The sequence below is a fragment of the Bradyrhizobium ganzhouense genome (assembly GCF_049949285.1).
GTDB lineage: Bacteria > Pseudomonadota > Alphaproteobacteria > Rhizobiales > Xanthobacteraceae > Bradyrhizobium > Bradyrhizobium ganzhouense.
Genome location: NZ_CP181318.1, coordinates 4,016,265 through 4,040,992 on the forward strand (window position 1 = coordinate 4,016,265; position 24,728 = coordinate 4,040,992).

The 24,728-nt window shown below is 64.5% G+C and carries 27 protein-coding genes; 10 read left to right on the forward strand and 17 right to left on the reverse strand.

The window, feature by feature from the left end; genetic code table 11:
• The first annotated feature begins 20 nt into the window (after positions 1–20).
• On the forward strand, positions 21–1,421 hold the full coding sequence (gene gor / locus ACLFLU_RS18150; RefSeq protein ID WP_426413523.1) for a glutathione-disulfide reductase: 1,401 nt from the start codon (positions 21–23) through the stop codon (positions 1,419–1,421).
• 51 nt (positions 1,422–1,472) lie between these two features.
• On the opposite strand, the gene ACLFLU_RS18155 is transcribed toward gor, so the two are convergent.
• The 3 genes from ACLFLU_RS18155 to ACLFLU_RS18165 all read right to left on the reverse strand — a co-directional run bounded on the left by ACLFLU_RS18155 (position 1,473) and on the right by ACLFLU_RS18165 (position 5,049).
• On the reverse strand, positions 1,473–3,110 hold the full coding sequence (locus ACLFLU_RS18155) for a porin (protein ID WP_426413524.1): 1,638 nt from the start codon (positions 3,108–3,110) through the stop codon (positions 1,473–1,475).
• 241 nt (positions 3,111–3,351) lie between these two features.
• Positions 3,352–3,819: a hypothetical protein gene (locus ACLFLU_RS18160; protein WP_426413525.1), complete on the reverse strand. Its 468-nt coding sequence runs from the start codon at positions 3,817–3,819 to the stop codon at positions 3,352–3,354.
• A 90-nt stretch (positions 3,820–3,909) separates the two neighbouring features.
• Positions 3,910–5,049 carry a hypothetical protein gene (locus tag ACLFLU_RS18165; protein ID WP_426413526.1) on the reverse strand — a complete coding sequence of 380 codons (1,140 nt, stop codon included), beginning with the start codon at positions 5,047–5,049 and terminating at the stop codon, positions 3,910–3,912.
• Between the two features lie 355 nt (positions 5,050–5,404).
• Here ACLFLU_RS18165 and ACLFLU_RS18170 point away from each other — a divergent pair, with 355 nt between their 5' ends.
• A complete protein-coding gene (locus ACLFLU_RS18170; protein ID WP_426413527.1) occupies positions 5,405–5,713 on the forward strand; it encodes a hypothetical protein in 309 nt (102 codons plus the stop codon).
• A 13-nt stretch (positions 5,714–5,726) separates the two neighbouring features.
• Here the strand turns inward: ACLFLU_RS18170 and ACLFLU_RS18175 are convergent, their stop codons facing one another.
• The 5 genes from ACLFLU_RS18175 to ACLFLU_RS18195 all read right to left on the reverse strand — a co-directional run bounded on the left by ACLFLU_RS18175 (position 5,727) and on the right by ACLFLU_RS18195 (position 10,661).
• Positions 5,727–5,912 (reverse strand): hypothetical protein, encoded by a 186-nt coding sequence (locus ACLFLU_RS18175; protein WP_426413528.1) that lies wholly within the window; start codon positions 5,910–5,912, stop codon positions 5,727–5,729.
• Positions 5,913–6,069: 157 nt separating this feature from the next.
• Positions 6,070–6,699, reverse strand: a complete 630-nt coding sequence (locus ACLFLU_RS18180; RefSeq protein ID WP_426413529.1) for an FMN-binding negative transcriptional regulator — start codon at positions 6,697–6,699, stop codon at positions 6,070–6,072.
• 74 nt (positions 6,700–6,773) lie between these two features.
• Positions 6,774–8,237, reverse strand: coding sequence for a PLP-dependent aminotransferase family protein (locus ACLFLU_RS18185; protein WP_426413530.1), 1,464 nt, complete (start codon positions 8,235–8,237; stop codon positions 6,774–6,776).
• Positions 8,238–8,287: 50 nt separating this feature from the next.
• Positions 8,288–8,884, reverse strand: coding sequence for a redoxin domain-containing protein (locus ACLFLU_RS18190; protein ID WP_426413531.1), 597 nt, complete (start codon positions 8,882–8,884; stop codon positions 8,288–8,290).
• A 16-nt stretch (positions 8,885–8,900) separates the two neighbouring features.
• Positions 8,901–10,661 (reverse strand): MOSC domain-containing protein, encoded by a 1,761-nt coding sequence (locus ACLFLU_RS18195; RefSeq protein ID WP_426413532.1) that lies wholly within the window; start codon positions 10,659–10,661, stop codon positions 8,901–8,903.
• A 184-nt stretch (positions 10,662–10,845) separates the two neighbouring features.
• Here ACLFLU_RS18195 and ACLFLU_RS18200 point away from each other — a divergent pair, with 184 nt between their 5' ends.
• From ACLFLU_RS18200 to ACLFLU_RS18220, 5 genes are all read left to right on the forward strand, one after another.
• Positions 10,846–11,226 (forward strand): nuclear transport factor 2 family protein, encoded by a 381-nt coding sequence (locus tag ACLFLU_RS18200; protein ID WP_426413533.1) that lies wholly within the window; start codon positions 10,846–10,848, stop codon positions 11,224–11,226.
• Between the two features lie 358 nt (positions 11,227–11,584).
• The gene (locus ACLFLU_RS18205) at positions 11,585–12,046 is read left to right on the forward strand and encodes a TerB family tellurite resistance protein (RefSeq protein WP_426413534.1); all 462 of its coding nucleotides are present in this window, start codon (positions 11,585–11,587) and stop codon (positions 12,044–12,046) included.
• A 2-nt stretch (positions 12,047–12,048) separates the two neighbouring features.
• Positions 12,049–12,411 (forward strand): hypothetical protein, encoded by a 363-nt coding sequence (locus ACLFLU_RS18210; RefSeq protein ID WP_426413535.1) that lies wholly within the window; start codon positions 12,049–12,051, stop codon positions 12,409–12,411.
• Positions 12,408–13,046, forward strand: a complete 639-nt coding sequence (locus ACLFLU_RS18215) for a TerC family protein (protein WP_426413536.1) — start codon at positions 12,408–12,410, stop codon at positions 13,044–13,046. Before ACLFLU_RS18210 ends, ACLFLU_RS18215 begins: the two co-directional genes overlap by 4 nt.
• Before the next feature lie 43 nt (positions 13,047–13,089).
• Complete coding sequence (locus ACLFLU_RS18220; RefSeq protein WP_426413537.1) at positions 13,090–13,674, forward strand: TIGR00645 family protein; 585 nt, start codon at positions 13,090–13,092, stop codon at positions 13,672–13,674.
• Positions 13,675–13,692: 18 nt separating this feature from the next.
• Here the strand turns inward: ACLFLU_RS18220 and ACLFLU_RS18225 are convergent, their stop codons facing one another.
• Together ACLFLU_RS18225 and ACLFLU_RS18230 are read right to left on the reverse strand one after the other, a co-directional pair.
• The gene (locus ACLFLU_RS18225) at positions 13,693–14,640 is read right to left on the reverse strand and encodes a helix-turn-helix domain-containing protein (protein WP_426413538.1); all 948 of its coding nucleotides are present in this window, start codon (positions 14,638–14,640) and stop codon (positions 13,693–13,695) included.
• A gap of 100 nt (positions 14,641–14,740) precedes the next feature.
• Positions 14,741–15,679, reverse strand: a complete 939-nt coding sequence (locus tag ACLFLU_RS18230) for a LysR family transcriptional regulator (RefSeq protein WP_426413539.1) — start codon at positions 15,677–15,679, stop codon at positions 14,741–14,743.
• Between the two features lie 160 nt (positions 15,680–15,839).
• On the opposite strand from ACLFLU_RS18230, the gene ACLFLU_RS18235 reads away from it, so the two are divergent.
• Complete coding sequence (locus ACLFLU_RS18235; RefSeq protein ID WP_426413540.1) at positions 15,840–16,412, forward strand: hypothetical protein; 573 nt, start codon at positions 15,840–15,842, stop codon at positions 16,410–16,412.
• Between the two features lie 126 nt (positions 16,413–16,538).
• On the opposite strand, the gene ACLFLU_RS18240 is transcribed toward ACLFLU_RS18235, so the two are convergent.
• The gene (locus ACLFLU_RS18240) at positions 16,539–17,948 is read right to left on the reverse strand and encodes an aldehyde dehydrogenase family protein (RefSeq protein WP_254130672.1); all 1,410 of its coding nucleotides are present in this window, start codon (positions 17,946–17,948) and stop codon (positions 16,539–16,541) included.
• Between the two features lie 180 nt (positions 17,949–18,128).
• On the opposite strand from ACLFLU_RS18240, the gene ACLFLU_RS18245 reads away from it, so the two are divergent.
• Positions 18,129–18,506, forward strand: a complete 378-nt coding sequence (locus tag ACLFLU_RS18245) for a hypothetical protein (RefSeq protein ID WP_426413541.1) — start codon at positions 18,129–18,131, stop codon at positions 18,504–18,506.
• 3 nt (positions 18,507–18,509) lie between these two features.
• Here ACLFLU_RS18245 and ACLFLU_RS18250 read toward each other — a convergent pair whose 3' ends face one another.
• The 6 genes from ACLFLU_RS18250 to ACLFLU_RS18275 all read right to left on the reverse strand — a co-directional run bounded on the left by ACLFLU_RS18250 (position 18,510) and on the right by ACLFLU_RS18275 (position 23,483).
• A complete protein-coding gene (locus tag ACLFLU_RS18250) occupies positions 18,510–18,887 on the reverse strand; it encodes a winged helix-turn-helix domain-containing protein (RefSeq protein ID WP_128960102.1) in 378 nt (125 codons plus the stop codon).
• 145 nt (positions 18,888–19,032) lie between these two features.
• Positions 19,033–20,313, reverse strand: a complete 1,281-nt coding sequence (locus tag ACLFLU_RS18255) for an MFS transporter (RefSeq protein ID WP_426413542.1) — start codon at positions 20,311–20,313, stop codon at positions 19,033–19,035.
• 49 nt (positions 20,314–20,362) lie between these two features.
• A complete protein-coding gene (locus ACLFLU_RS18260) occupies positions 20,363–20,806 on the reverse strand; it encodes a cupin domain-containing protein (protein WP_426413543.1) in 444 nt (147 codons plus the stop codon).
• 26 nt (positions 20,807–20,832) lie between these two features.
• On the reverse strand, positions 20,833–21,633 hold the full coding sequence (locus ACLFLU_RS18265; protein WP_426413544.1) for an alpha/beta fold hydrolase: 801 nt from the start codon (positions 21,631–21,633) through the stop codon (positions 20,833–20,835).
• A 42-nt stretch (positions 21,634–21,675) separates the two neighbouring features.
• On the reverse strand, positions 21,676–22,164 hold the full coding sequence (locus ACLFLU_RS18270) for an NAD(P)H-dependent oxidoreductase (RefSeq protein ID WP_426414021.1): 489 nt from the start codon (positions 22,162–22,164) through the stop codon (positions 21,676–21,678).
• A gap of 86 nt (positions 22,165–22,250) precedes the next feature.
• Complete coding sequence (locus ACLFLU_RS18275; protein WP_426413545.1) at positions 22,251–23,483, reverse strand: acyl-CoA dehydrogenase family protein; 1,233 nt, start codon at positions 23,481–23,483, stop codon at positions 22,251–22,253.
• A gap of 409 nt (positions 23,484–23,892) precedes the next feature.
• On the opposite strand from ACLFLU_RS18275, the gene ACLFLU_RS18280 reads away from it, so the two are divergent.
• The gene (locus ACLFLU_RS18280; protein ID WP_426413546.1) at positions 23,893–24,666 is read left to right on the forward strand and encodes a response regulator transcription factor; all 774 of its coding nucleotides are present in this window, start codon (positions 23,893–23,895) and stop codon (positions 24,664–24,666) included.
• Positions 24,667–24,728: the final 62 nt, after the last annotated feature.

Genomic DNA, 24,728 nt, shown 5'->3' on the forward strand with positions numbered 1-24,728 from the left:
TGAAGAGGTCGGAGTGGACAATGGCTGAATTCGACGTCGACCTCTTTGTCATCGGTGGCGGTTCGGGCGGCGTGCGTGCCGCCCGTATCGCGGCCGGATACGGCGCCCGCGTGATGATCGCGGAAGAGTACCGGATGGGCGGCACCTGCGTGATCCGCGGCTGCGTGCCGAAGAAGCTGTTCGTGATCGGCTCGCATGTCCGTCACGAACTCGAGGACGCCGCCGGCTTCGGCTGGAGCGTTCCGCCCGCGACCTTCGACTGGCCGACGCTGATCGCCAACAAGGACAAGGAGATCGCGCGGCTGGAGGCGGCCTACACGACCAATGTCGAGAAGTCGGGCGCGCAGGTCGTCAAGAGCCGCGCGGTGATCGAGGACAAGCACACCGTCCGCCTGCTCGCGGACGACAGGAAGATCACCGCGAAATACATCCTCATCGCCACCGGCGGCGCGCCCAATCATGGCGCGTCGATTCCCGGGATCGAGCATGTGATCTCGTCCAACGAGGCGTTCCACCTCAAGAAGCTGCCGAAGCGGATCGTGATCCAGGGCGGCGGCTACATCGCGCTGGAGTTCGCCGGCATCTTCGCCGGCTTCGGCTCCGACGTCACCGTGATCTATCGCGGCGACAACATCTTGCGCGGCTTCGACGAAGACGTCCGCGCGCACGTCCGCAGCGAGATGGAGAAGCAGGGCATCACCATTCTCACCGGCTGCACGGTGAACAAGGTGGATCGCCATGTCGACCGTAACGGCGAGGAATTCACCACGCATCTGTCGAACGGATCGAGCCTCGCCTCCGACCAGGTGATGTTCGCGATCGGCCGTCATCCGGCCGTGGCCAGTCTTGGCCTGGAGAAGGCCGGCGTCGCCATCAATCCGAAGAACGGCGGCATCGCGGTCGATCATTTCTCGAAGAGCTCGGTCGACAGCATCTATGCGATCGGCGACGTTACCCATCGCCACAATTTGACGCCGGTCGCGATCCGCGAGGGCCATGCTTTCGCCGATACCGTGTTCGGCAAGCGTACCGTGCAGGTTGATCACTCGTACATCCCGACCGCGGTGTTCTCGCAGCCGGAGGTCGGCACTGTCGGTCTGACGGAGACCGAAGCGCGCGCGCAGTTTAGCCACGTCGACATCTACAAGACGACGTTCCGCCCGATCAAGGCGACGATGTCGGGCCGAGACACCCGCGTGCTGATGAAGCTCATCGTCGACGGCTCGACCGACCGCGTGCTTGGCTGTCACATCGTCGGCGATTGCGCCGCCGAGGTCACGCAAGTCGTCGCGATTGCCGTGAAGATGAAGGCGACCAAGGCCGATTTCGACGCGACCATCGCGCTGCATCCGACCGCTGCCGAAGAGCTGGTGACGATGCGCACCCCGACCGCGCGCCACGTGCGTCAGGCGGCGGAGTAGGCGCTCACGACGGGGAGCCGCGACCGGCTCCCCGCTGTCTTCTCTTCCCGGTCAGAAGTCGAACGTCATGCCGGTCGTGACCGCTTTGGCCTTGTTGCCGGCAACGACGTTGTTGTTGGCGTCGCGTCCGCAGACGGCGTAGCCGTGCCCACTGGCGCCGAGGCAGTAATGTGCGCCCGGTCCGTTGCGCAGATAGCTTCCCACCATGTACCAGCTCACGAACGGGCTGAAGTGATACTTCATGCCGATCGCATACTGGTCTGCACTGGAGTCGACGCTGTTCAGCGCGAAGTCGGCGGAACCGGCCGGAGCGGATACCGCCACCCCGGCGGTGGGATAGGCGTTAAGGACGCCCGTGCCCGGCGAGCCCGGCGAGGCGTTGGCGTGAGCCCAGGATGCGCTGACGTCCCACTTGTCGATCGACTGCGTGGCGCTCAGGAAGTAGCCGTCGCGCGAACGCTCGTTGAAGGCGGCGACCGTATTCTGGCGGCGCATGATCTCGTAGATGCCGTAGAGCTGGAGACTGCCGATCATGTCGTTGAACTTGTAGCCCGCGCCGACCTTTGCGGCCCACTCGTTGGCGATGCCGACCGCTCCCGTCGGCACCGTGAGAACGCCGCCATTGCTCAGCGGTGTCACGCCCTCGTCGCCGGTTCGGTTGGTACCCTCATGCAGCTCGTAAGCGGCGACGCCGGTGAAGCCACCCTTGTTGTAGGTCAACGATGCGCTGTAGAGATTGCCGTATGAGCCGTCGGTGCAGCCTTCCGGCGCGGATGTGAGCGGGAAGCCCGAGCCGCTGCCGCGCGACGAGGTGGCAGGGCAATTGAAATCGCCGAGCGCATAGTCGCTGTTGTCCTTCGCCGTATTCTGCCCCGGCGAGACCATGAGTGTGGCCTGGAAGCCGTTCCACACCGGCGATTCATACCAGATCGCATGCGCCGCGCGCCAATCGAACTCGGCGCGGAGATCGCCGCCGGTGTTGCCCATGATCGAGTTGTAGTCGCCGAGCGTGGCCGAGAACGGATCGAACTTCGCCGTCGCCTTCTTGTAGGGCGTATCCGCCTTGCCGGCCTTGATCGCGCCCCAGGGGCTTTCCATGCCGAGGAAGCTGTCGCGCGTGCCGAACGCCGCGCGCTCGGTCGGAACGGCCGCGACCTCGACGAGCGACTCGAACTGCGCGATGGCCGCCCATCCGGGATAGCCATAGGGATCAAGGTTGTGCCGCGCGCGAACGCCGAAATAGGTGAGATTGCTCGAAACGCCGAACTTCGTGCCCTGATCGTAAACGCCGGGATTGAAGATATCGCCCGAGACATCGACGTGGCCGTAGAGCGTCACCGTGGTGTTGTCGATGAATGGATTGCTTCCGGGCGCTTTGCTGTAGAGCGGAGCGCCGCCGAGGCTGACGACGGTGTGCTCTGGCGCCGGCGATGGCGCGACCGCCGCGTGCAGAACTGGATTGCCCTTGGGCGAGGCCGGCGCGGCGGCAGTCCCCGCGGATTTCGGCTCGCCGATGTGATTGACGCGCTCGCGAAGCTGCGCGTTCTCCTTCGCAAGCTTGGCGTTGCTGCGCTCGAGCGCATCGAGGCGGGCAACGACGTCATCTATAGTTGCTGCTCTTAGTTGATGTATATTTGTAGTTGTAAATAGGGCAGCAAAGCCTGTGCCGAGCAGAAAGGCCTTCCTCATCGTGATTCCCCTCTATCGCCGCGAACTCTCAATGGGTCCGGGATCAAGCGGAGCGTATTGTATGCCAGATACCATATACAATCGGACTCGTGTGATGCGGCTCACTTTCCGACCGACTGTGTCTGATCAGCAACTATTCCTGACAAAGCGTGTCGCGCGGCGAACTGCCGCATTGCGGTGCACCGAATTGGCTCAGCGTCAAAAAGTGAATGGCTTCCAAGGCTTGGGTCAGTGACTCGGGTCAATCGCACCAAGGCGTTTCGCCGCGGGCGAGTCGGCTGGCGATGTCGGCCTGGAACACGGGTGGTCCGAACGCGAACCACTCATCGCCGATCTGGTAGACCAGCAGCCGTCTTTGCTCGGCGCAAAATCGTGTCAGCCAGTCCAGCGCCTTCTTCTTTGGCTGCTCGCCGACCGGCACCACGACGTCGACCGGCAGGCCGCGCCAGAAGAAATTGGCGGCCAGCATGATCATGCTGGATTGATCCGGCCGCATCCAATCCGGCAGCGGGCTCGATGCGACCAGCCAGCCGCAGACGAATTCGCGGCAGGGATGCTGCGGGCGTTCCGGATAGATCGAACAGCGGTGGGCGATGCTGAACGGGCACGGTTGCCCCTTACGCACCTTGTGACCGCGCACCTCGATCTGCAGCCAGCCATCGCAGCAGGCCGTGCAGCTTCCGCAGGTTCTGGTGACGTCGCGGCTCACGGGCGAAGCTGGTGCTCCAGGCGCATCTCGATCGCCTATGAACTACCAGCACTATTTGTGGGCGGGCAAGACCCGCAGCGGAGAAGTCGCTTATGCGTACAGATATCCGACCGGCTTGCCTTCGGTGCGTAGTGGACGGATGTCCTTCTGCGTGATGATCTGGCTGGCCAATCCGTCGATCTCGTCGCGCTGCGTCGGCGTCCAGCTGCGGAGGTCGTTCATGCCTTTCAATAGACCGAGCCGCAGGACCTGGGTGTTTTCGCCGAGGCCGGCGAGGCTGATCGACTCCTTGCCCGCTGTCACGACATCGCCGGCGGAGAGTTCAAAGGTCTCGCCAGCCTTCTTCTTGAATGCGGCCGTGCCGCGAATGACGCGATAGATCACGACCTCGCCCTTGGCGAAACAGGAGGCGTCTGCGGCGATGGATGTGCTCTTCGGCAGCAACGAGTGGCCACGCGGGTCGGTTGCGATGATGTGGCCGGCGACGAGATGGCCGCTTGGAATCTCGATCCCGATATCGCGCACGTAAACCGGCAGCGCCGATTTGACCGAGCCGTCGGTGAGCGGCTTGAACAGCGCATCCAGCGCCAGGGGATCCTGAAGCCAGAAGCCGCCATCGGCCGGACGATCGTGCAGTGGATGGCTCCAGGCCACACGCGGCGTCTCGGCTTCGTCGATCTGATCCGGGCCGACGATGGTCGGATTCGGAAAGGTGGTGGGATCGGTGATGAAGGCTTCGAGGAATTTGCCGGAATAGCCCATCGAGATCGGATCCGGCACCACCGTCTGCGGCGTCTTCAAATTCTCTTCGGTCGACAGACCCGACCAGGTGTAGAACAGCTGGCGGTGCACGATCGCGCTTTGCAGCATCACCGCGCCCGGGCCGACATTGTAGAAGCGTCCGTCATAGTCGAAGGTGAAGGCGCCCGAGGTGACCAGCACGAGCTGAAAGCCGCCCGGCGGTAGATGCAGATGGAAGTCGGTGGGGCCGGTGTCGGGGCGATAGATCGGCAGATTGGTCGCGACTTCGTGGAGCAGGAAGGTTTCGTTGTTGGCGTGAAAGCCTTCGTTGGCGCGATTGTAGAGGGCTTGCGGACGATACGTCGCTTCGAACTTGGCATTGCGGTCGCGATCGATCGCCACAAAATCCTGGGTGTTGAGGCGGAGCGGCGCGCCGTTCGGATGGGTGAGGCCGGTGGTCTTGAGATCGCCCGCAGCATGCACGTTCATGACGTTCTCCGCTCTGCGCCATTGCCAAGCTTGCGACGTCGTTGCGAATTTTGGGCCAGCTGGTTTGCGGATCGACAAACGGGCCCGGCGCCGTGGCGCGGCGAAGTTGTTCAGGAAAAAATCCCGTGGTTGCACGGGAGGTTAGATCGCCCGCTTGGTTTGACCGTCCGACGCAGCGCCGGCGCCTCACGCTTCCGGGAGAGCGGCTCGACTTGTCTAATTTGTCAGCAAGCCTCGTCAGTGCGCGTGCAGTTGCGCCGCCCTGGGATCGGCGGCGACGTCGCAATTCGTCAGGGCGGCGATTGACAATATGTTCATGGTTTGTTCTTATGCTGCGACCGAGATGGAGGCAGCCATGGACAACCGCATCAACGACATCCGCAGAACGATCAGGGCGCTTCGCGTCAGCATGCGCGAGGCTGAAGCGATCATGCATGAGCAGATCAATCGCGACGAGGACTGCAGCTTCGTGGCGCAGGAAGTCATCAAGATGCGCGCGGTGATGAGCGGGCTGGTGAAGGAGCGAACCGCGCTCGGCGACAACGAGCCGATTCTCGTCAACAGCTTCTTCATCCCGCGGCGCCGGTCGACGCGAAAGCCGGTCGCTGCTCCTGCCCCGACCGTCGCGTCCGTGTTCGGTCCACGCCTGGTGGCGAGGGTCTGACGCGGAGGGTGGCTCAATCAAAGGAACGAGGCGCGGCCCGATCCGGCTTGCCGGCCGGGCTGTCCGCCCACTTCGCCATCTCCATGGTCCGCGCGTCGACGCCCTCGCACCAGAAGCAGCTCGGCGTTGTCGAGCCCTTCCCGGACAGGATCGGGACCAGGCTGTGGCCGCAACCGGCGCACCAGGTGATGTCAGTCATGTAGTCCCCTACGGCGTAGCGAGTTCAGAAGAGACGTTCTCGTTGGCGAAGCTTGCGCGGGCGCTATGACGGCGCTGAAGCGCGCATTGTTTGCTGAGACGCACCAACGCACCTGACGGGACAATGGTTCCCTGCCGTGAAGGCCAGGAACAGCCTCTTAGGTTGGTAGCGGAATCAGGTGCGCGACTTCGCGATCGCCAGCGCTCTCGCTCGCCGCGAGCCCTGCTGCGACGCCGATGCGGTCGGCCTCGGGCCGGTTCTGGCTCATCTTGCGCTTGCCTTCGAACCGCACCACGGGGATGCGCACGCCGACGATCCCGCGTAGCTGCGCGGCGATGAAGTCTGCGGGCGCATCACTGACCGCCCACGGCTTTGCGCGCGCGCCTTCGTGCTTTTTGGTCAGCCGCGTCACGGCCTCGAGCAGGCGCTCCGGCTCCTGGAAGAATTCCACCGGGCCATAGGCATGCACGGCGATGTAGTTCCAGGTCGGTACGACCTTTTCGGTCTCCTGCTTGGTCGCGTACCAGGACGGCGTCACATAGGCGTCGGGACCGGCAAAGATCGCGAGCGCATCGCCGATCGCCGGCAGCTTCCATTGCGGGTTGGCCTTCGCCACATGCCCGTACAGCACGCCATGTTCGCCTTCGCTCTCGTCGAGAAAGAGCGGCAAGGGCGTGGCGACCGGCCCCTCGGCGGTGGCTGTGACGAGGCTCGCAAGACGCGCGGCGCGGATGGTCGCGCGGATGCTCTCGATGTCGTCGTCCCTGAAGGCGGGGGGAATGTACATGGCGTGTCTCCGTTCCTGGTCCGGAGATAGCCCGAATCTGGCCTGTAAGAAACTGCCAGTTATGCACGATATCATCAGTCCAGTTCGGCAACCGCCTGCGCGAGAAGCTTGCATCCCCGCTCGATTTGCGCGGTTTCCAGCGCCGAATAACCCATGACGAGGCCGACCGACTTCCGTGTCCGGGAGCCGACGAACAGCGCCGAGACGGGATAGATGCCGACGCCCTTGGCGCGAGCCGCCATGATCAAGGCATCCTCGCGCTTTTGCGGCAGATCGTCGAACCACGCCACCACATGGAGGCCTGCGGCGGTGCCCTCGATCCTGATACGATCGCCGAACCTCCGGTGCAGCGCGTCGAGCAGGGCCTGCTGCCGTTCGGCGTTGCGCCGGCGCACGCGCCTGACATGGCTGTCATAGGCGCCGCTCTCCAGCATCGCGGCAAGCGCCTCCTGTTCGATCAGCGGCGTGTGCCGGTCCATGATCTGCTTGGCAGCAGCGAACAGGGATCGCAGCGCCTGCGGCACTACGAGATAGCCGATCCGCAAGGTCGGCGAGAGCGTCTTGGAGACGGTGCCGAGATAGATCACGCTATCGCTGCCCTCCAGCGCATGCAGCGGCGGGATCGGCTTGGTGTCGTAGCGATACTCGCTGTCGTAATCGTCCTCGATCACATAGGCGTTGTTCTTGCGCGCCCATGCCAGCAACTGATGCCGGCGTCCGATCGGCATGACGCCGCCAAGCGGATATTGATGCGACGGCGTGACATAAGCGAGGCGGGCCGCGATGCCGGCGAGCCGCTCGGTCTGAAGGCCGTCGCTATCAACCGTGACAGGCAGCGCCACGGCGCCCGTCGCCGCAAAAGTGTGCCGCGCCATCAGGTAGCCGGGATCCTCCATCACGAAGCGGTCGCCGGTGTCGAGCAGCAGGCGCGCGCAGATGTCGAGGCCCTGCTGCGAGCCGTTGACGACGACGATCTGGTCGACCTCGCAACGCACGCTGCGCGACCGCCATAAATAACCTTGCAGTGCGGTCCGCAGCCGCGGCGCGCCGCAGGGATCGTCATAAGCGAGCCGTTCGGGCTTGCGCGCCATTGCAGCGGTCACGGCCTTCTTCCATGCCAAGACCGGAAAGTCGGAGGGCGAAAGCTCGCCGTAACGGAAGTTCGCAACAAGCCCGCGCGGCGGCGCGGTCCAGCGCGGTGGGTCCTGGCGCAGCCGCTCGCCGAATGCCGACAGCCGCACCTTGCGCGTCGATGGCCGGGATGTCGCGTGCGTGCGCCCGCGCTCCACCACGGCGCGCGCCACGCGCGGCCGGGCGCCATGGCGCGTCGCGATAAAACCTTCGGCGGCGAGCTGCTCATAGGCAATCGTGACGGTCGAGCGCGCCACGCCCATTTCGCCGGCCAGTGCCCGCGATGACGGCAACAGGCCGTCAGTGCCGTAGACCAGCGACATGATCTGATCGCGCAGCGCCTCGTAGATCTGGCGTGCGCCCATGCGGCCGGCGCGTCCGCCGGGATTGGTTCTCTTCTGCATCATCCACATTCCAGGTCGGCATTGCTTCGGACCGACGAGTTTGGAATGTGTTTCTAGCCCTGTTCGCCGAGCGTTTCGGCGTAAGTTTTGCCGTAGGGATAAAAATTCTCCTTGTGGCCCTGATCCCATTGCGTCCTGAACCCGGGCGCGGTGATGTCCCAATCCGGTCGGCAAGCCATGCTCACCGCTCTGAGATCTTGGCGAAGCTCTTCGACGGTCGGGCGTCCGAAGAACCAGTAGCCGTTGTAGATCTTGTGAATGCGTAAGCCGGGCTCGAGCACGATGACATGGGGAATCATCGGGTTGTGGATGGGATCGGTGTACTCGGCGATGTCGAGATCCTTCTGGATGACCCGCCTGGGATCGGACAGGAAGGGCCAGTGCGCGCCCGCGCCGCTGCGATATTCGTTGGTCTGGGTGATGGTGTCGGTGGTGATCGTGACCAGCCGGCAATAGCCCACCTCCATCTCGCGATGGAGCTGCACCAGCCCCTCGGTCTGACGACGGTCCTTCGGACAGAAACCGCCGCGGCCGAGGACGAGCACCATCGGATCGCCGCCCTGCAGCGCGGAGAGCTTGCGGTGCTTGCCGGTGTGATCGCTGAGCTCGTAATCCGGTAAGGTCGCACCCGGGACAATATCTGTTCGCATAGGACTCTCCTGTGTCTTAGAGATCGATCACGATGTCGCCTTGCGGGCGTGCGCAGCAGATCAGGACATTTCCGTCCGCCGGTGCATCGAGCGGATCGGGCTGATAGCTGACGTCGCCCGCAACGAGCCCACTCTCGCAGTTGTGGCAGACGCCCGTCCGGCACGACCAGCGCACGGGGACGTCGCAGGCTTCCGCCAATTCGAGCAGGCTCGCGTATGATGGTCCCCAGCAGACATTGAGGCCGCTGCGCGCGAAGGACACCGTGGGCCCCGGGCCCGGTGCGCCGGCCGGCACATGCGCGGGCCGGTTCGGTGAAGCGGCGATGCCGGGCGTCAGGGATGACCTGGCGCCGAACAGTTCGGTGTGGATGCGGTCGGGCGCAACGCCCAATGCGTGGAGGCCGGTCGTGAGGTCGCTCATGAAGACCGCCGGTCCGCAGAGATAGAAGTCGCCGTCTAGCGGCACGTTGATCGTCTGAAGCAGCCGCTGATCCAGATGTCCTATGCTGTCGAAATCGACATCGCGGCGATCGCCGGGATCGGGCGTGCTGTAGCAGACATGGCTGTGATGGTGAGCCAGCCTGCCCAGGAGTTCGCGCACCTCGGCGGCGAAGGCGTGCTCGCGACTGTTGCGGCTGCCGTGCAGCCACCAGACCTCTCGCCTCGATGCTTCAGCAGCAAGAGAACCGAGCATTGCGAGAACAGGCGTCACGCCGATGCCGGCGCTCAGCAGGACGATGGGCCGGGTGCCTTCCTGCAAAGTGAAGCTGCCGCGCGGCGCGCCGAGCTGCACGATGTCGCCGGCTCTGAGCTCGTCGGCGATATATGTGCTGGCGATGCCGTGGGCCTCGCGCTTGATGCTGAGACGATAGGTCGCCGCATCGGAATAGCGCGACAGCGAATAGCTGCGCGTCATCGCAGGCGTGGCGGAAGGTCCGAGCCGCACGATGACGAACTGGCCGGGCAGCGCGACCGCTCCGGGACGTCCGTCTGCGGGTTCGAGGATCAGCGACGTCACGTTGCTGCTTTCGGCGATTTTACGCGACACGCGAAACGGCCGGAAACCGCGCCAGGCCGGAGGCGGGCTGGCCGCCGGGCCAGGCCCGGCATTTCCTGTTGCGGCACTTTCCGGGCTGCGCTGCTCGAGTAGCGCGACGAAGGAATGACGCCAGCCACGGCTCAGCGCCGGAATCCGCAGCGCGCGTTCGAGGCGCTCGCGCGGGTGAGGGGGCAGATAAAGCAGCGCGTTGATCTCGAACACGCTCATGCCTTCGGGCCCACTCGCGACCTGAATGATCTCATCCCCGGCCGCGACGTCGCCTTCCTCGATCACACGAAAATAGAAGCCGGGCCGGCCGTGCTTGACCAGCAGCGCGGCCATGTCCGGTTCCTCCATGCGAATGCCGAGCCGGTAACAGGTGACGCGCGGTTGCGTCACTTCGAACAGGGCGGAGCCGATCCCGTAACGATCGCCGATGCAGACCTCGGTGTCGGCGAGGCCCTCGACGGTGAAGTTCTCGCCGAATTGACCAGGAACGAGGCTCGATCGACCGAGATGCTTTTGCCAGTAACGATAGGACTCGGCCTGATAGACGAACACGGCGCGCTGCTCGCCGCCGTGACCTGCGGTATCGCCCTGGCCGTCGCCATCGATGTTGAGTCGGCGCACCCTGCGCGGGCCCTCGACGGGCGCCTTCCAGATGCCGGTATGGACCGTCCTGCCTTGCCAGGCGACGTCGCGCGGCAGGCCGACATTGACGGACAGCAAACGTGCCATACTCGTTTCCTGGTGTGACCAGCGCCGCGCCGCGGCCCGGCGAACTCCGGATCGCTCCAGCGTCAATCTGCATCCTGGTCGGGTTTTTGGCCCGTTAGTCGTTGTTAGACTTTGCGAGGCGGCCTTGCCGCCAGTTGGCTGCGCTCCGATCTAAAGAGCAGAAACCGCAAGGCGGGAGATCGCAATGGACGACCAGGCCAAGTTCACGGCGCTCCAGCGCCATTGGGACGCTTCGGACGCGAACGATTTCGACGCCGAGCATGACATCTATCGCGAGGACGCCGTGCTCGACTATCCGCAGTCCGGCGAGCGTATTCGGGGCCGCCGGAACATTCAGGAGAGCCGCTTCGTGCAGCCCAACAGGAAGCGCTTCACGGTCCGGCGGATCATCGGCGGCGGTGATCTCTGGGTGAGTGAGTTCGTGCTGACCTATGACGGGGTGCCGTCCTACGTCGTCAGCATCATGGAATTCCGCGACGGATTGGTGGCGCACGAAACGCAATATTTCGGGGATCGGTTCGATCCGTCACCGACGCGTGCGCATCTTGTGGAGCGGGTGGGGTAGATCGGCATCTTCCGTCATTGCGAGCGCAGCGAAGCAACCCAGAGTATTTCCGCGGAGGGATTCTGGATTGCTTCGCTGCGCTCGCAATGACGGTACGGACGGAACCCTTCTGCGGCGGCTGGTCGCACTGTTGTCGCCTTGATTCCGGCTCACCCGGCTTTATCTCTGGAGAGAACAAGAATCCGGGCCCCTCTGGCGAGGACGCTGAAAATGTCAGCAAAACCTCGCGATGTCGGATGACCTGTCCCGCGCGAATGCGATGGATCGGCCGATCGTCGGGCCTTCTTACGTTCCCTCCGACCAAATCGTCCCCATCGGCAGCTCCGTGCGGTCATTTCGCAATGATAGAGGAGCAACGATGTCCGACGCCAACACTTCCAATCCGATCGAACCCGAGATCACCGAGCCGCGCAGCTTCAACGAGCAGGCTGCGGTCGCGCTGGTGATCGCCGGCGCGCTGGTCGCCGTGGCCGACCGGCGCGTGTCGCCGGTCGAGCGCGACGAGGTGATCCGCTTCATCAGGGAACGCGGATTGGCGCCGCACGTCAGCGAAGAGCGCCTGTTTTCGATGTTCGACGAGCTCGCCGAACGGCTCGAGGAGCCTGATTTCGCCAATGTGGTGATCGACACGCTGCGGCCGGTCTCGGACCTGCCGTTGTCGTCCCATCTCATCGAGCTGTCGGAGCGCGTCGCGGCCGCAGACGAGGACGTGCATCCGCACGAGGTGCAGGCGATCAAGCTGTTGCGCCTGCTGACGCTGGTGCTGCCGCGCGCGAAGCCGGTCGGGCCGGCTGCGGTCAGCGCCGCCTCGAAGGCGTGAGCATGAGCGCAGTTTCGGACGAGCAAAAGACGAGAAGTGAGGGCGCCTCCGGCCAGCCGGCCGGCGGCGACCCGCGGCTCGACGCGCTCGTTCATCGGCTGCCGCCGCGCCTTGCCAGCACCGTCGACTATCTCCTGCAACCGTCCAGCCGCTGGGTCCGGATTCCCTCGGGCGCGCTGCTCGTCGTCGGCGGCGTGCTGTCCTTCCTGCCGGTGCTCGGCATCTGGATGCTGCCGCTCGGCCTCGCGCTGCTCGCTGAGGACGTGCCGGCGCTGCGTGCGTCACGCTCGAAGGTCTTCGACTGGATCGAGCGCCGCAAGCCGCACTGGCTGGATCCGTCAGTTCCGAAAAATAATCAGTCATGATTGAATTCGTCACCGCCGATGCGCTGACCGCTCTGCTCCAGGTCGTCCTGATCGATCTCGTGCTTGCCGGCGACAATGCCGTCGTCATTGGCCTCGCCGCCGCGGGCCTGCCGGTCGACCAGCGCCGCCGCGCCATCGTCGTCGGCATCGTCGCCGCGACCGCGCTGCGCATCGTCTTTGCCGGCGTCGCGACCCAGCTTTTGCAGGTGATCGGCCTGTTGCTCGCCGGCGGCGTGCTGCTGCTGTGGGTGTGCTGGAAGATGTGGCGCGAACTGCGCGAACAGGCTGCGCATGCGAACCAGCTTGCGTTCAGCCATGGCGGTGGAGCGACCAGCGCGGCTGCGCCGCGGAAAACGTTCAAGCAGGCCGCGTTGCAGATCGTCGCCGCCGACGTGTCGATGTCGCTCGACAACGTGCTGGCGGTCGCGGGCGCGGCGCGCGAGCATCCCTACATCCTCGTCTTCGGCCTGGTTCTGTCAGTCGCGCTGATGGGCGTCGCCGCCGATCTGCTCGGCCGCGTGCTCCAGAAGCAGCGCTGGATCGCCTATGTCGGCCTCGCGATCATCGTCTACGTCGCGTTTGAGATGATCTATCGCGGCTCGCTCGAGCTCGCGCCTGTCATCGCAAGCCTCTAAGTCCTGCCTTCGTTTTCCTGCCTTCGTTTTCCTGGAGTGATCGATGTCGTCTGAACCCATAGCACCTTCGGTGGCGTCGGCGCCGCGGCCGCGAATCGGCCCGTTTGCCCAGCTGATCTTCGGCTCGCGCTGGCTGCAGGTGCCGCTCTATGTCGGCCTCATCGTCGCGCAGGCCGTCTACGTGCTGCTGTTCCTGAAAGAGCTCTGGCACCTGGTCGCGCATTCGTTCGACGCCAGCGAGCAGCAGATCATGCTGGTCGTGCTCGGCCTGATCGACGTCGTCATGATCTCGAACCTCCTGGTGATGGTGATCGTCGGCGGCTACGAGACGTTCGTCTCCCGGCTGAACCTGAGCGGTCATCCGGACGAGCCGGAATGGCTCAGTCACGTCAACGCCAGCGTGCTCAAGATCAAGCTCGCGATGGCGATCATCGGCATCTCCTCGATCTCGCTGCTCAGGACCTTCATCGAGGCCGGGAATCTCGGCACCACGCGCAGCAATTTCACCGAGACCGGCGTGATGTGGCAAGTGCTGATCCACCTGACCTTCATTATCTCGGCGATCGGCATCGCCTGGGTCGACCGCATCAGCGAGAACGGACATCGCAAGGAGAATAGCCACGGCTGAGCGCGCGACCCGGCCTGATCAGAGACGCCGGCTCCGCGCGAGTGTCTCGGAGGGTGTCTCGCCGAATGCCAGTCTGTAACCGCGCGAGAAGTCACCGAGGTGCCAGAAGCCGTTGCCGAGGGCTGCGGCCTTGACGCTGGCAACGGCGCCTCCGGTCATGAGCTGGACGCGGGTGGCCCACAGCCGCTTGAGCCGCAGATAATGATGCAGGCTCACGCCGTGCACCGCTTGCGTGGCGGTCTGGAGCGTGCGCACGGAGACGCCGAGCGTGGTGGCAAGGTCATCGCTGTAGAGCGGGCGGCTGCCGTAGGTCGCCGCCACTTCATCGAGTCGTGCGATCAGCCTGTTGTGCTTGTCGAACGATCCGCGCCGCGCGGCCAGCCCATCGGCCGGCACCAACGTGTCGTCGAGGCAGGCGAGCAGCGTCTCCTGGATCGGCCGGTTGAGCGCGTCGAACTGCCTGGGATTGTCGAGGTCCGAGGCCAGGCAGAACATGCTCAGGATCGTAGCACGCAGGCGCGCCATCGCAGCATCGTGCGAGCGGAAGAAGCCCAGGCCGCTCTCGTAATCCGCCCAGCCGCGATGGCGCATGTCCGAGTTGAAGCGCATCATCACATAGGTGTTGGCGCCTTGCTCGACGGATTTGATCGGAACCCTGCCGCGCACGACGTTCACCGTCGAACTGTCGATCTCGCGGCCGTTGGTGATGGAGTGAAACGAGAACGGGATTGTGAGGCCAACGCCGCGGTCGGTGCCGACATCGACTTCGAGGCGACGGGCGAACGCGCGCTGGAGCACGAACAACCCGTCCTGCAGCGGCAGGATGGCGCGCGACATCGAGAACTCGCGCGGGCGAAGCGGCGTAGAGATGCCGAGGCCGAGCACCTCGTTGGCGCGAAATTCGCCGAAGTCCGAAAAACGCTCGATGCCGAGGATTCGTGAGGGTTTTAGCCGACCTAGCGGCATTTCGGGATCCTGGGGCGCGTCCGCGTTGGGCGGGCTGAATATACGAAAGGTATCAGACGACGGACCATCAGCCCTATTCCGGGAAACTACTGCGGCTTCATCACGGCACTTGTGGATAGGCCGCGTTCTCCCGCCGCTCGCGCTCGCCAAGCTCGCGTACGAGTTCCTGGAGGAAGGATTCGGTGAAGGCGGGCAAGGTGCGCTCGGCGCGGACATAGATGCCGAGATCCGACCACACCGGGCTGCCAGCATTGTCGAGCGGCAGGAACACGAGCTGCGCGTCGCGCGACAGCCGGCCGATGCCGAGCTGGGTCTGGAAGGCGACACCGACGCCGCGCGCGGCGAGCTCGCGCATCAGGTCGATCGAGTTGGCTTGAATCGCAGGCTCCGGCGTCTCGGGGAGCTGCACGATCAAGGGCTGGAGCAAATGATAGATCGACAGCTCCGGCAGCGCGTGAATGACGGGGAAGGCGAGACATTGCTCCAGCGTCACCGTCTTGCGGCGCGCCAGCGGATGCTCGCGCGCAACCAGCGCGCCGAGGCGAAACCGTTTGAGCGCGACCTGCCGCAGGTCGGGCGGATGCCTGAGCGCGATGGCGATGCCGATATCGGCCTCGCCCCGGCGCAGGGCTTCAAGCACGTCGGACGATCCCATCACTTCCGTGGTGAAGCTGACGCGCCGGGCACGGGTCCGGTGCGAGGCGATCAAATCCGGCAACACCGACTCGGTGAGGGACTCGATGCAGGCGATGCTGACAGTGCCATGCCAGGCGCCGGACAGGGATTGGACGTCGGAGCGGAAGCGGTCGAGGTCCTGGAGCACGTTCATGACGTGCCGGGCGAGCATCTCGCCGACCGTCGTGAGGGTCAGGCCGCGCGCATTCCGTTCGAATAAGGGGGACCCAACCTCTTGTTCAAGCTTGAGAATTTGACGGCTGACGGCAGACGAGGCGACGTTCAGGAGGCGCGCTGCGGCGCGGATCGAGCCGGTGCGGCGGACGGCATGGAAGTATTGGATTGAAGGTGAGTGAAAGCGCATGGGACCCCCGGGGGCACTATAGCTGTTGCCGAAACGGCAGCAATATGTACGAATTTCTCTGCCTTTTGAGAGCGCCGGTTTCATCCTAGTGTCACGTGCCGACGGGTCCTTCGGGCCCGCGCGGCGACGCGCCCGCAACGATGCGGCAGGGGATTTTGGGGTGAACGAGAATATCGCTTGCGAGCTCGAGCACGGGCGCGATGCCCGTCTCGTCGACCGCCGCCGCGCGGCTGCCTATGTCGGCGTGACGGCCGGCCGCTTCGAACAGCTGGTGCGCGACAATGTCGTGCCGCCGCCGGTCATGGTCGACAACAAGCGGCGCTGGCCGATCGCGTTGCTAGACGGGGCCAGGGAAGCAGTCGGCAGCAGCATCCCGTCGCAGCCGGCGGTGCGTGCCGATGTCGAGGCGCGCCCCTGCGATCGCGACAGTGCGCCGCCTTCGCCTGAGTTACCCGATCAGGCCTGGTTCGAGCAGCGCGCGAGCTTCGTGCAACGCGTCCGCCGCTCATTGCTCTCGGGCAACGAGATCCGCCTGCTGCGCGAATTCAAGCTGCTCAGGCAGAACCAGATCAGCATGTTCGGCTACTATGGCAGCTTCGAAGCGCTGATGGTGCGCGGCTACATCGTCGAGACCGACCGCAAGCCGCCATCGAGCCGTCCGCTGGTGACCTATCGCCTGACGACGCAGGGCGAGCAGGTGATCGCGGCGCTGAAGGACGAGCCGGTCTACTGACCGGACGCGCACGCTATTTGGGCAGCGCGCAAACCGTCGGATGCTCATCGGCGATCGGATCGCTGCGTTTCTCCTATCAAAATAAATCGGGGCCGCGGCGATCTCGCCGCGACCCCTTATGTCGGATCAGGCCGCCGGCGGGCCGTTGATGATCTGGAGCTGGGTGAATTCAGCGAGGCCTTCCTCGGCGAATTCGGTGCCGATGCCCGACTGCTTGGCGCCGCCGAACGGAATGTGCGGGGCCATGTCGAGATGCTTGTTGATCCAGACCGTTCCGGACTCGAGTTGCGTTGCCACCTCGTGGGCGCGCTTGATGTCGGATGACCAGACCGAGGCGCCGAGGCCGTAGGTCGTGGCGTTGGCGCGGCGGATCACGTCATCCTTGTCGGAATATTTGATCAGCGGCAGCACCGGTCCGAACTGCTCCTCGTCGACCAGCTTCGAGCCTTCCTTGATGTCGCGCACGATGGTCGGCTCGATGAAATAGCCGGGACGGTCCATCGCGGCGCCGCCGGCAACCACCTTGCCATTCTTGTGCGCGTCCTCGAGGAACGTCTTCACCTTTTCGTACTGCATCTTGTTCTGCAGCGGCCCGAGCTTGGTGCCCTGCTTGGAGCCGTCGTCGACCACGGTGCTCTTGGCGATCGCGACCAGCTCGTCGCAGAGCTCGTCATAGACGGACTCATGCACATAGAGCCGCTTGATGGCGAGGCAGACCTGGCCGGAGTTCTGGAACGCGCCTTCGAAGATGCCGGGTGCGACCTTCTTCGGGTCGACGTCGTCGAGCACGATGCCGGCGTCGTTGCCGCCGAGCTCGAGCGTGATGCGCTTGAGCGTCTGCGCCGCGCTCGCCATCACCTTCTGTCCCGTCGCCGTGGAGCCGGTGAAGGAGATCTTGCGGATATCAGGATGCTTGGTCATCTCGCCGCCGAGATCGTTGGCATCGGTGATGAAGTTGAGCACGCCCTTCGGCACCACGTCCTTGATCAGCTCGGCGAAGCGCAGGGAAGAGAGCGGTGTGGTCGGCGCGGGCTTCACGATCAGGGTGTTGCCGGCGATCAGTGCGGAGGGCAGCTTGAAGGCGAGGATCAGAAGCGGATAGTTCCAGGGGATGATGGCGCCGACGACGCCGAGCGGGCGGCGATAGGCCTCGACCTTGCGGTCGCCGGAATTCTCGATGACCTTCATCGGCAGATCGAGCGAGCCGAGATAGCGGAAGAACGCGGCCATGCCGAGCACTTCGCCGGTGGCATCGGCGAGCGGTTTGCCTTGCTCGGCGGTGAGCAGGCGCGCGAGCTCGCCCGAATTGGCCTCGATCACGTCGGCCATCTTCATCACGACCTTGCGGCGGTCCTCCATCGAGGTCGCGGACCAGGCAGGGAAGGCCGCCTTCGCGGCGGCAACGGCCGTATCAAGCTGGGACTTCGAGGCGCGGGGACATTGTGCCACCACCTCTTCGGTCGCGGGATTGAGAACCGGCATGGTCATGTCGCCGGGCACCATTTTGCCGTCGATCAGCAGATTAAAGTCGCTCATAGGCTTTGCGCTCCCTTGAAGAACGGGCCGTTCGGGCCTCGTTATATTGCATTGTATATCACGATCCGGCCGGGCCGGCCATGGCTGCGGATTCGATCAATTCCAGAAAAAGCGGCTGGACGCAGCTGGGCTTATCGATATATCGTGACGGATATAGCGAGGTGCGTTCCGGGACTGGCGATGGAAATCAAGGTGAGGCAGCTCACGACCTGCGAGGTGGCGTCCGACGGCGGTGCGATCTCGCTGGGCTTCGAGGATGTGGCGGGCAATCCCGCCGCGGTCAGCGTCTCGCTCAACCAGGTCGGCGCCCTCATCATGACGCTGCCCGGACTGCTCGAGGCGGCGCTGAAGGCCCGCTACGGCGACCAGAGCCTGCGCTACGCCTATCCGTTGGCGTCCTGGGTGCTTGAACAATCCACCGACACGGCCCAGCGCATCATCACGCTGGAGACCGAGGACGGCTTCAAGGTTCGCTTCTCGATCCCTAGGGCCGAGCAAAGCCTGCTCGGCGAAGCGTTGACGCAGCCGATTCCCGAAACGTCGGTGCGACCGAACTGACCGCTATGAGGATTTGCGGGAACGGGCGATGTCGCTCTTGAGCGCTTCCAGATCCTTGTGCACCGCGCGTGCGGCGTCGCGCTCGATCTTCCGGTAGCGCGCGACGAGTTTTTCGCCGAACGGCGTCAGCATGGCGCCGCCGCCGTTCTTGCCGCCGGCCTGCGGCTCGACCGCGGGATGTCCGCAGATTCGGTTGATCTCGTCGACGAGATCCCAGGCGCGCTTGTACGACATGTCCATGGCGCGGCCGGCCCCGGAGATCGAGCCTTGCTCGCGGATCTGCTCCAGAAGCTCGATCTTGCCAGGCCCGATCCGATCCTCGCCGTCGAGGTCGATGCGAAGGCTCAGCTGGGGAAGGGATTTGGCGCTCGCGCGCGACATAACGAAATCTCTTGGGATCACTCGACGCGAGATTGCCACTCTTGCCCGCGGCGGACAAGGTGAGGGCGCCGGATTTCCCAGAAGATAGACCTTTGTCGAAGCCCGCAGAGCACGGGCTTCAGCCCGTGCCCTTGATCGCTGCACCTTACTCCGCGGGGCTTCCGACCACCGCGCCCTGACTGACGTCCTCGCGGGCGAGGATCACCAGGAGGCCGACGATGACGAGTTCGACAACAGCGAATGCGATGAAGGCGCCGGTGAACGAGCCCCCGGAGGCGTTGATAATGGCACCCATCATCCAGGGTGCCACGAAAGCCGAGAAGATGCCAAACACCTCGGCGTATCCGATCGCGGCCGGTGCGAGCGCGTCGGAGTATTTCTCGCTGAGCAGGGCGAAGATCGCGCCGCCGCCCAGCAGTGCGATGCCGCTGAGCGCCGCAAACAGCACCAGCATCGGAAACGACATCGGAGTGACCACGCTCCACAGGAACATCAGCGCGGTTAAGAAAGCGAGACATGCGGTGAGCTTGATCATGAAGGGCTTGCCGAGCCGATCGGACATGTAGCCGCCAATCACCAGGAACAGCACCTGCGACAGCCCCATCACGGTGCCGATGACCGCGCCGGCCTCCGGAGGCATGTGCTGCACAGTGATGAAGGCCGGCACCACCCAGGTGGCGGTACCGGCGATCGCGAAGGTGCAGGCCACGATGCCGAAGCCGCCGACCGCAATCCATTTCGAGCGGAATATTTCGCCGAGCGGCAGATGCTCCAGCGGTGTTTCGTTGCCCCAGGTGAAGCCGTCGAGCCCGAGCTCGCGCGGATTGTTGCGGACGACGAGTGCATCGACAGCCGCGACCAGCAGCGTGCCGATTGCCAGCACGGCGAAGAAGGTTCGCCAACTGGTCGCCATCGTCAGGGGGATGCCGAGCGCGAAATCCATGGTGATGGCGAGGCTGTAGGCAGCGAGAATGATGCCGACCACCGAGCCACGCCGACTTTGTGGAAACCAGCCGAAGATCAGCTTCATGTTGCCGATGAAGATGCCGGCGTCAAAGAAGCCGATCACGAGCCGGAGTATCACGAGCTGCGTGTAACTCTGCACGAACACCTGGAGCACCATGCCGACGCCGGTGCCCGCAAGCCCGATCAGCAGCATGTTGCGCGCCGTCATCGACCGGCTGACCGGCGACCACACCACCATGCCGATGCCGTAGGTCAGCGCAAAGATGCCTTGCGCGAGCCCGGCCTCTGCGGGATTGAGCTTGAGGCTCTCGGAGACGAAAGGCAGTACGGCCGCGAACGCATACCAGTCCGCGGCGAGAAATATCTCGCAGAGGATGGCGAGCGCCAGCATGCCTTTTTGCCACCGGGCTATCCGACGGCGGTCGCTCTCGGAGATGGTCGTCCAAGTTGTTGTCAGCATGGTCATCATCGGTTCTCGCGGTTTGCGTGTCGGTGGAATCGGCGCAGCTTCAGGCAGGCGGCGGCAGGAAATTCACCTCGTGCTCGGCGGCACGTCGCACCACCTCCTGCGGATCGGGGAGATTGTGGATGCGTTCAAACAGCTCTTTCAGCGACCGCGTCGGTGCGACCCAGAACAGGCTGGTGGCGGTTTCGCCCGACTTGTTGAAGATGCCGTGGGGGATGCCCTTGGGCATGCGGACGAGGTCGCCGGCCCTGGCGACAAAATCCTTACCGTCGAGCCAGAGGTCGTAGCGGCCGCTCAGCACATAGACGAACTCATCCTGGGTCGGATGGACGTGCGGCGGCACGAAGGTGCCGTCCGGAAAAACGGCATGCCAGGCCATCGACGCCTCGGAATGCTGTTTCAGTGTGTAGGTCTGGCCCAGAATGTTCCAGACGACGTTGCCAAATCCTTCTTTGGCAGGGGTCACGCCCGGAGGCATCTCGATCATGGTGGTGTCCTCTGTTGTTTGCGGGATCAATCGGCGAGAAAGTCGGTGACGTGGTGTGCGGCGGACGGCGTCTCCTCGAACACGAGATGACCGGTCGTCGGCACCAGCACCACGCGTGCGTCGGGGAGTCCTGCTTTCCAGGCCTCTGCCTGGGCTGTCGGACGCAGGCGATCGGCGGCACCCCACAGCACCAGCGTCGGCATCACGATCCGATGCAGCCAGTGCGCGAGCTTGGGATTGCCCTGCGGTTCGCTGCGGATCAGCTTGGCAAAGCCCGTGACCTCTCGTCCGAGGCGGGCGTCGAAAGCCGGGTCGGGCGCCTTTGGAAAGTAACGCAGTGCCGCGGCCGGATCGTGCGCGAGATAGGCGGGCAGTTCCTGCGGCGCGATCTCGAACAATCCGGGCGCAGGCGCGCTTGCGACCACAAGACCGGCGGGGGCAACCAGCGCCAGCTTGCGGACCCGATGCGGCTGACGGATCGCGAACTCCGCGGCTAGCCATCCGCCGAGCGAAAATCCGGCGAGGTCGAATTGCTCAAGGCCAAGCTTGTCGAACAGATCCATGTAATGAAGGACGTGATCCTCGACGGTGTCGATCGTCTCGGCGTCGCCGGAATCGCCAAAGCCCGCATGATAGGGGATGATGACGGTGTGCCGCTTCGCCCAATCGCGCGCCATCTCGAAGCCGGTGAAGGTGCCGGTGCCGTGCAGGAATACGAGTGCTGGGCCGCTTCCGATGCTGTGAACGACGGTGCGCACGCCGTTGATCGTATATTCCGCGCGCGAGAAGCCGGTGAGATCGGGAGAGGGATTGGGGGTATCAAGCATGGTTGTCTCCGGTTGACGTCGGCAGGGCCGCGCGTTTGTGGGTCATGCGGCGGCTGCCTGGCGACCGCTGAGAAGCGAGGCGAATTGTTCGACCGCGTTGGCGAGCCGTGCGGCCGTCATTGGTGCGAGCGGCTCGCCCGGCACGATCTCGCCGCTGCTGGCGTAGATCGCCGTTGAAACGGTGCAGGCTTCGAAGAAGCCGAACAGCGGGCGGAGCTGGTGCTCGACCACCAGCGAGTGGCGCAGGCCGCCGCCGACGGCGGTCAGCAGCACCGGGCGGTTGCGCAGCACGCTGGGTTCGATCAGGTCGAATACGTGCTTGAACAATCCGGGATAGGACCCCTGGAACACCGGGCACCCGATCACGAGGCCGTCGGCCTGTTCGATGGCCTCGACGACGGCGCGCGCGTTGTCATCGAGTGCGATCCGGGTGAAGCCGGCGATGCCGCAACCGGCATCGACAAGATCGAGGACCGTGGTCTTCAGTCCATGCTGCGCCTGAAGGTCGGCGGCGACGGCTTCCACCAGCATGCGCGACTTCGCCGGGCGCCAGCTGTTGCCGCAGAAGCCAACGATGCGGGATGTCCTCACCTCGACGCCCTCGTCTGATCGCTTGCTCAGCCCGTCACCCCGAAGACCGTCCATTGCGCGCCTGGGCCGGGGAGGCCGAGCAGCGCGCGGCCGCACTCTTCGACGATCTGGTCGGCCATCAGGATGTGCTGGGTGCCCGAATGGATGTCGCGATAGAACCGCTGCATCGGCGTGTTGTGCAGCGAGGCACCGCGGGCGGCGCGATGCGCGAAGGTGGCGACATCAGACAGAACGTCGTGGACGTGGCGCAGTGACAGCTTGATCATCGTCATCTGCTCCAGCGACGGAGAGTCACCGCTGGCGCAAGTCTCCGAGACGTCCTTCCAGGTTTCGTGGACCAACGCACGCGCGGCGCGGAAACGAGCTTCAGCCTGCGCGAACTGAAACTTGAAGCTGGCGCTGTCGCGCGACTTGCCGAATGGATCCTGGCGCTGGACGATCACCTTGACGAGTTCGTCGAGCATGCGGCGGCCGACACCGACGGCCCAGGCGGAATGCGCCCAGGCGCTGTAGCCTGCCAGTCCCAGCGCACCCTGCACACCACCTCGGCGCGGCGCGCCAATGTCAAAATCGTAGGTCATGTGCGTGGGTACGAACAACTCGTCGCCCTCGCTCAAAGTGTAGTCGAAGCTTCCGGTCGCGCGCAGGCCAAGCACGTCCCAATTGCCCATCAACTTGATGGTCGCGCGCGGATGGTGTGTGACCACGATCTTGGGCTGACCGTTGGGACCGAAGACCATGTCCTTGCCGGATGCGTCGGTGACGAAGCAGCCGGAGTGGACCCACTCGGCGTGCTGGATGCCGCTGCCATACGCCCAGTTGCCGCGGATCATGTAGCCGCCATCGACCGGTCGTGCGAAGCCGCGCGGCACGCCGTTGCCGGCAATCGTGATGTCGGGCCCGCCCGCGAAGACCTTCTTGATGCCCTCGTCCTCGATGTAGATAGCGAGCGTCGTGCCTTCCATGTTGTTGCCGATGACGCACCAGCCGGCCGAGGCGTGCGTGTAAGCGAGCCGCTCGATGACGGTCATGGCATCGTAAGGCAGAAGCTCGGCGCCGCCGATCTCCTTCGGGAACAGCATGGTGTAGATGCCGGCCTTGCGCAGCGCCGCCACGACATCGTCAGTCAGATAGCCCTGTGCCTCGGCCTCCGCAGCCCTGGATTCGACCAGCGGCAGCAGCGCGTCGAGGCGCGTATGGAACTCGGCCACCGTCGGGGTCGCGGAAGGTTTGACTGCGAGTTGCGCGGAAGGGCTCATGGTCGGTGTCTCCAGGTCGATTTGTTGGTTCTTCGCGCAACGCTGCCGAACGCGAAGATCTCGGGCGGACGGGACGGTCGCGGGCAAGACTCGCCCGTACGCGCCAATGTCAGTTGGCGCGCGCGACGATCGGCTCGCTTTGGTGTCGAGATGTCCCCGCCGGAACCGCGCGCGTCGTGACGCGATCCCGATGGCCAGGATGCTAGAGATGAGGTGGCCAAACCAGCAATCCCCCATCATGGGGGGATCGGCCATGGTGCCCTGCCGCAAAGCTGGGCCGGGAGAGCAGCGCGTTGCCGCTTCTTTTCGCTTGACCAAAGATCAGGCAAGGCAGAAATTTTAAGCCTATAACAATCGGCAATGGCGTGCGTGTGCCCGAGAGCACCGCGCGTTCTCGCGAGGAGTGGCGGTGAGGGCCGAGCACGAGCAGTTGGATGGTCTGCCCGAGCGCCAGCTCGCAGATCGGCTGATGTCCATCGCCGAGAGCTGCTCGGTGCGTGCGCTTGGCGTCGCCTGCTGCTCGGCGATCACCGAATTGACGGGATCGCCGACTGTCGGCCTCTATTTGCTCGACGGGCTTGAGCCGGAGCTGGTCTACAGCCGCCACGTCGCGGAAGGCCTGCTCGACAATTACAGGGCCGGCTTCTGGAAGCATGACCCCGTGCTCGACTGCATCATGACCCGGGGCCGCGCGGTCGACGGCGAAACCGTGATCGGTCCACAGCAATGGCGGCACAGTCCGTCCTTCGAGATGCTGCACGAGTGGGGTTTTGCGTACAACATGGGCGGCCCATTGTGGTGCGGGCAGAAGATCGTCGGCGTGTTGTTTACTGCGACGACCGACACGAACGCGCCTTACACGATGCGGTCACGGCAGCGCATGGAGATGCTGTGTCGGGCTGGCTCGCTGGCCTTGACCAACATGACAAACGCGGGCGCGGTCGACGCCCATCGTGCCGCGACCCAGGTCCGTGAGCCGGCCGCGACGCTCTCGCTCCCGCCAAGGTCGGCGGACGTCGCCATCCGGGTCTGCCGCGGCCAGACCAACAAGGAAATCGCCCGCGAGATGGGGATTTCCGATCAGACGGTGAAGGAGCACGTCGCCAATTTGTGCCGACGTTTCGGCGTGCACAATCGCACCGAGCTCGCGGCCTGCCTGCTGAGCCCGGGCACCCGGCAATAACCTGTCGGGGTCGGGTCTCTCGACAGCAAGCCTCGTCCAAACGCCCTGCATACGGCGTGCGG

What these genes read in the sequence shown, in the direction of transcription:
- gor (WP_426413523.1), top strand. Translation starts at nt 21, where the DNA reads ATGGCTGAATTCGACGTCGACCTCTTTGTCATCGGTGGCGGTTCGGGC.
- ACLFLU_RS18155 (WP_426413524.1), bottom strand. Translation starts at nt 3,110, where the DNA reads ATGAGGAAGGCCTTTCTGCTCGGCACAGGCTTTGCTGCCCTATTTACA.
- ACLFLU_RS18165 (WP_426413526.1), bottom strand. Translation starts at nt 5,049, where the DNA reads ATGAACGTGCATGCTGCGGGCGATCTCAAGACCACCGGCCTCACCCAT.
- ACLFLU_RS18170 (WP_426413527.1), top strand. Translation starts at nt 5,405, where the DNA reads ATGGACAACCGCATCAACGACATCCGCAGAACGATCAGGGCGCTTCGC.
- ACLFLU_RS18175 (WP_426413528.1), bottom strand. Translation starts at nt 5,912, where the DNA reads ATGACTGACATCACCTGGTGCGCCGGTTGCGGCCACAGCCTGGTCCCG.
- ACLFLU_RS18180 (WP_426413529.1), bottom strand. Translation starts at nt 6,699, where the DNA reads ATGTACATTCCCCCCGCCTTCAGGGACGACGACATCGAGAGCATCCGC.
- ACLFLU_RS18185 (WP_426413530.1), bottom strand. Translation starts at nt 8,237, where the DNA reads ATGATGCAGAAGAGAACCAATCCCGGCGGACGCGCCGGCCGCATGGGC.
- ACLFLU_RS18190 (WP_426413531.1), bottom strand. Translation starts at nt 8,884, where the DNA reads ATGCGAACAGATATTGTCCCGGGTGCGACCTTACCGGATTACGAGCTC.
- ACLFLU_RS18195 (WP_426413532.1), bottom strand. Translation starts at nt 10,661, where the DNA reads ATGGCACGTTTGCTGTCCGTCAATGTCGGCCTGCCGCGCGACGTCGCC.
- ACLFLU_RS18200 (WP_426413533.1), top strand. Translation starts at nt 10,846, where the DNA reads ATGGACGACCAGGCCAAGTTCACGGCGCTCCAGCGCCATTGGGACGCT.
- ACLFLU_RS18205 (WP_426413534.1), top strand. Translation starts at nt 11,585, where the DNA reads ATGTCCGACGCCAACACTTCCAATCCGATCGAACCCGAGATCACCGAG.
- ACLFLU_RS18210 (WP_426413535.1), top strand. Translation starts at nt 12,049, where the DNA reads ATGAGCGCAGTTTCGGACGAGCAAAAGACGAGAAGTGAGGGCGCCTCC.
- ACLFLU_RS18215 (WP_426413536.1), top strand. Translation starts at nt 12,408, where the DNA reads ATGATTGAATTCGTCACCGCCGATGCGCTGACCGCTCTGCTCCAGGTC.
- ACLFLU_RS18220 (WP_426413537.1), top strand. Translation starts at nt 13,090, where the DNA reads ATGTCGTCTGAACCCATAGCACCTTCGGTGGCGTCGGCGCCGCGGCCG.
- ACLFLU_RS18225 (WP_426413538.1), bottom strand. Translation starts at nt 14,640, where the DNA reads ATGCCGCTAGGTCGGCTAAAACCCTCACGAATCCTCGGCATCGAGCGT.
- ACLFLU_RS18230 (WP_426413539.1), bottom strand. Translation starts at nt 15,679, where the DNA reads ATGCGCTTTCACTCACCTTCAATCCAATACTTCCATGCCGTCCGCCGC.
- ACLFLU_RS18240 (WP_254130672.1), bottom strand. Translation starts at nt 17,948, where the DNA reads ATGAGCGACTTTAATCTGCTGATCGACGGCAAAATGGTGCCCGGCGAC.
- ACLFLU_RS18245 (WP_426413541.1), top strand. Translation starts at nt 18,129, where the DNA reads ATGGAAATCAAGGTGAGGCAGCTCACGACCTGCGAGGTGGCGTCCGAC.
- ACLFLU_RS18250 (WP_128960102.1), bottom strand. Translation starts at nt 18,887, where the DNA reads ATGTCGCGCGCGAGCGCCAAATCCCTTCCCCAGCTGAGCCTTCGCATC.
- ACLFLU_RS18255 (WP_426413542.1), bottom strand. Translation starts at nt 20,313, where the DNA reads ATGCTGACAACAACTTGGACGACCATCTCCGAGAGCGACCGCCGTCGG.
- ACLFLU_RS18260 (WP_426413543.1), bottom strand. Translation starts at nt 20,806, where the DNA reads ATGATCGAGATGCCTCCGGGCGTGACCCCTGCCAAAGAAGGATTTGGC.
- ACLFLU_RS18265 (WP_426413544.1), bottom strand. Translation starts at nt 21,633, where the DNA reads ATGCTTGATACCCCCAATCCCTCTCCCGATCTCACCGGCTTCTCGCGC.
- ACLFLU_RS18270 (WP_426414021.1), bottom strand. Translation starts at nt 22,164, where the DNA reads ATGCTGGTGGAAGCCGTCGCCGCCGACCTTCAGGCGCAGCATGGACTG.
- ACLFLU_RS18275 (WP_426413545.1), bottom strand. Translation starts at nt 23,483, where the DNA reads ATGAGCCCTTCCGCGCAACTCGCAGTCAAACCTTCCGCGACCCCGACG.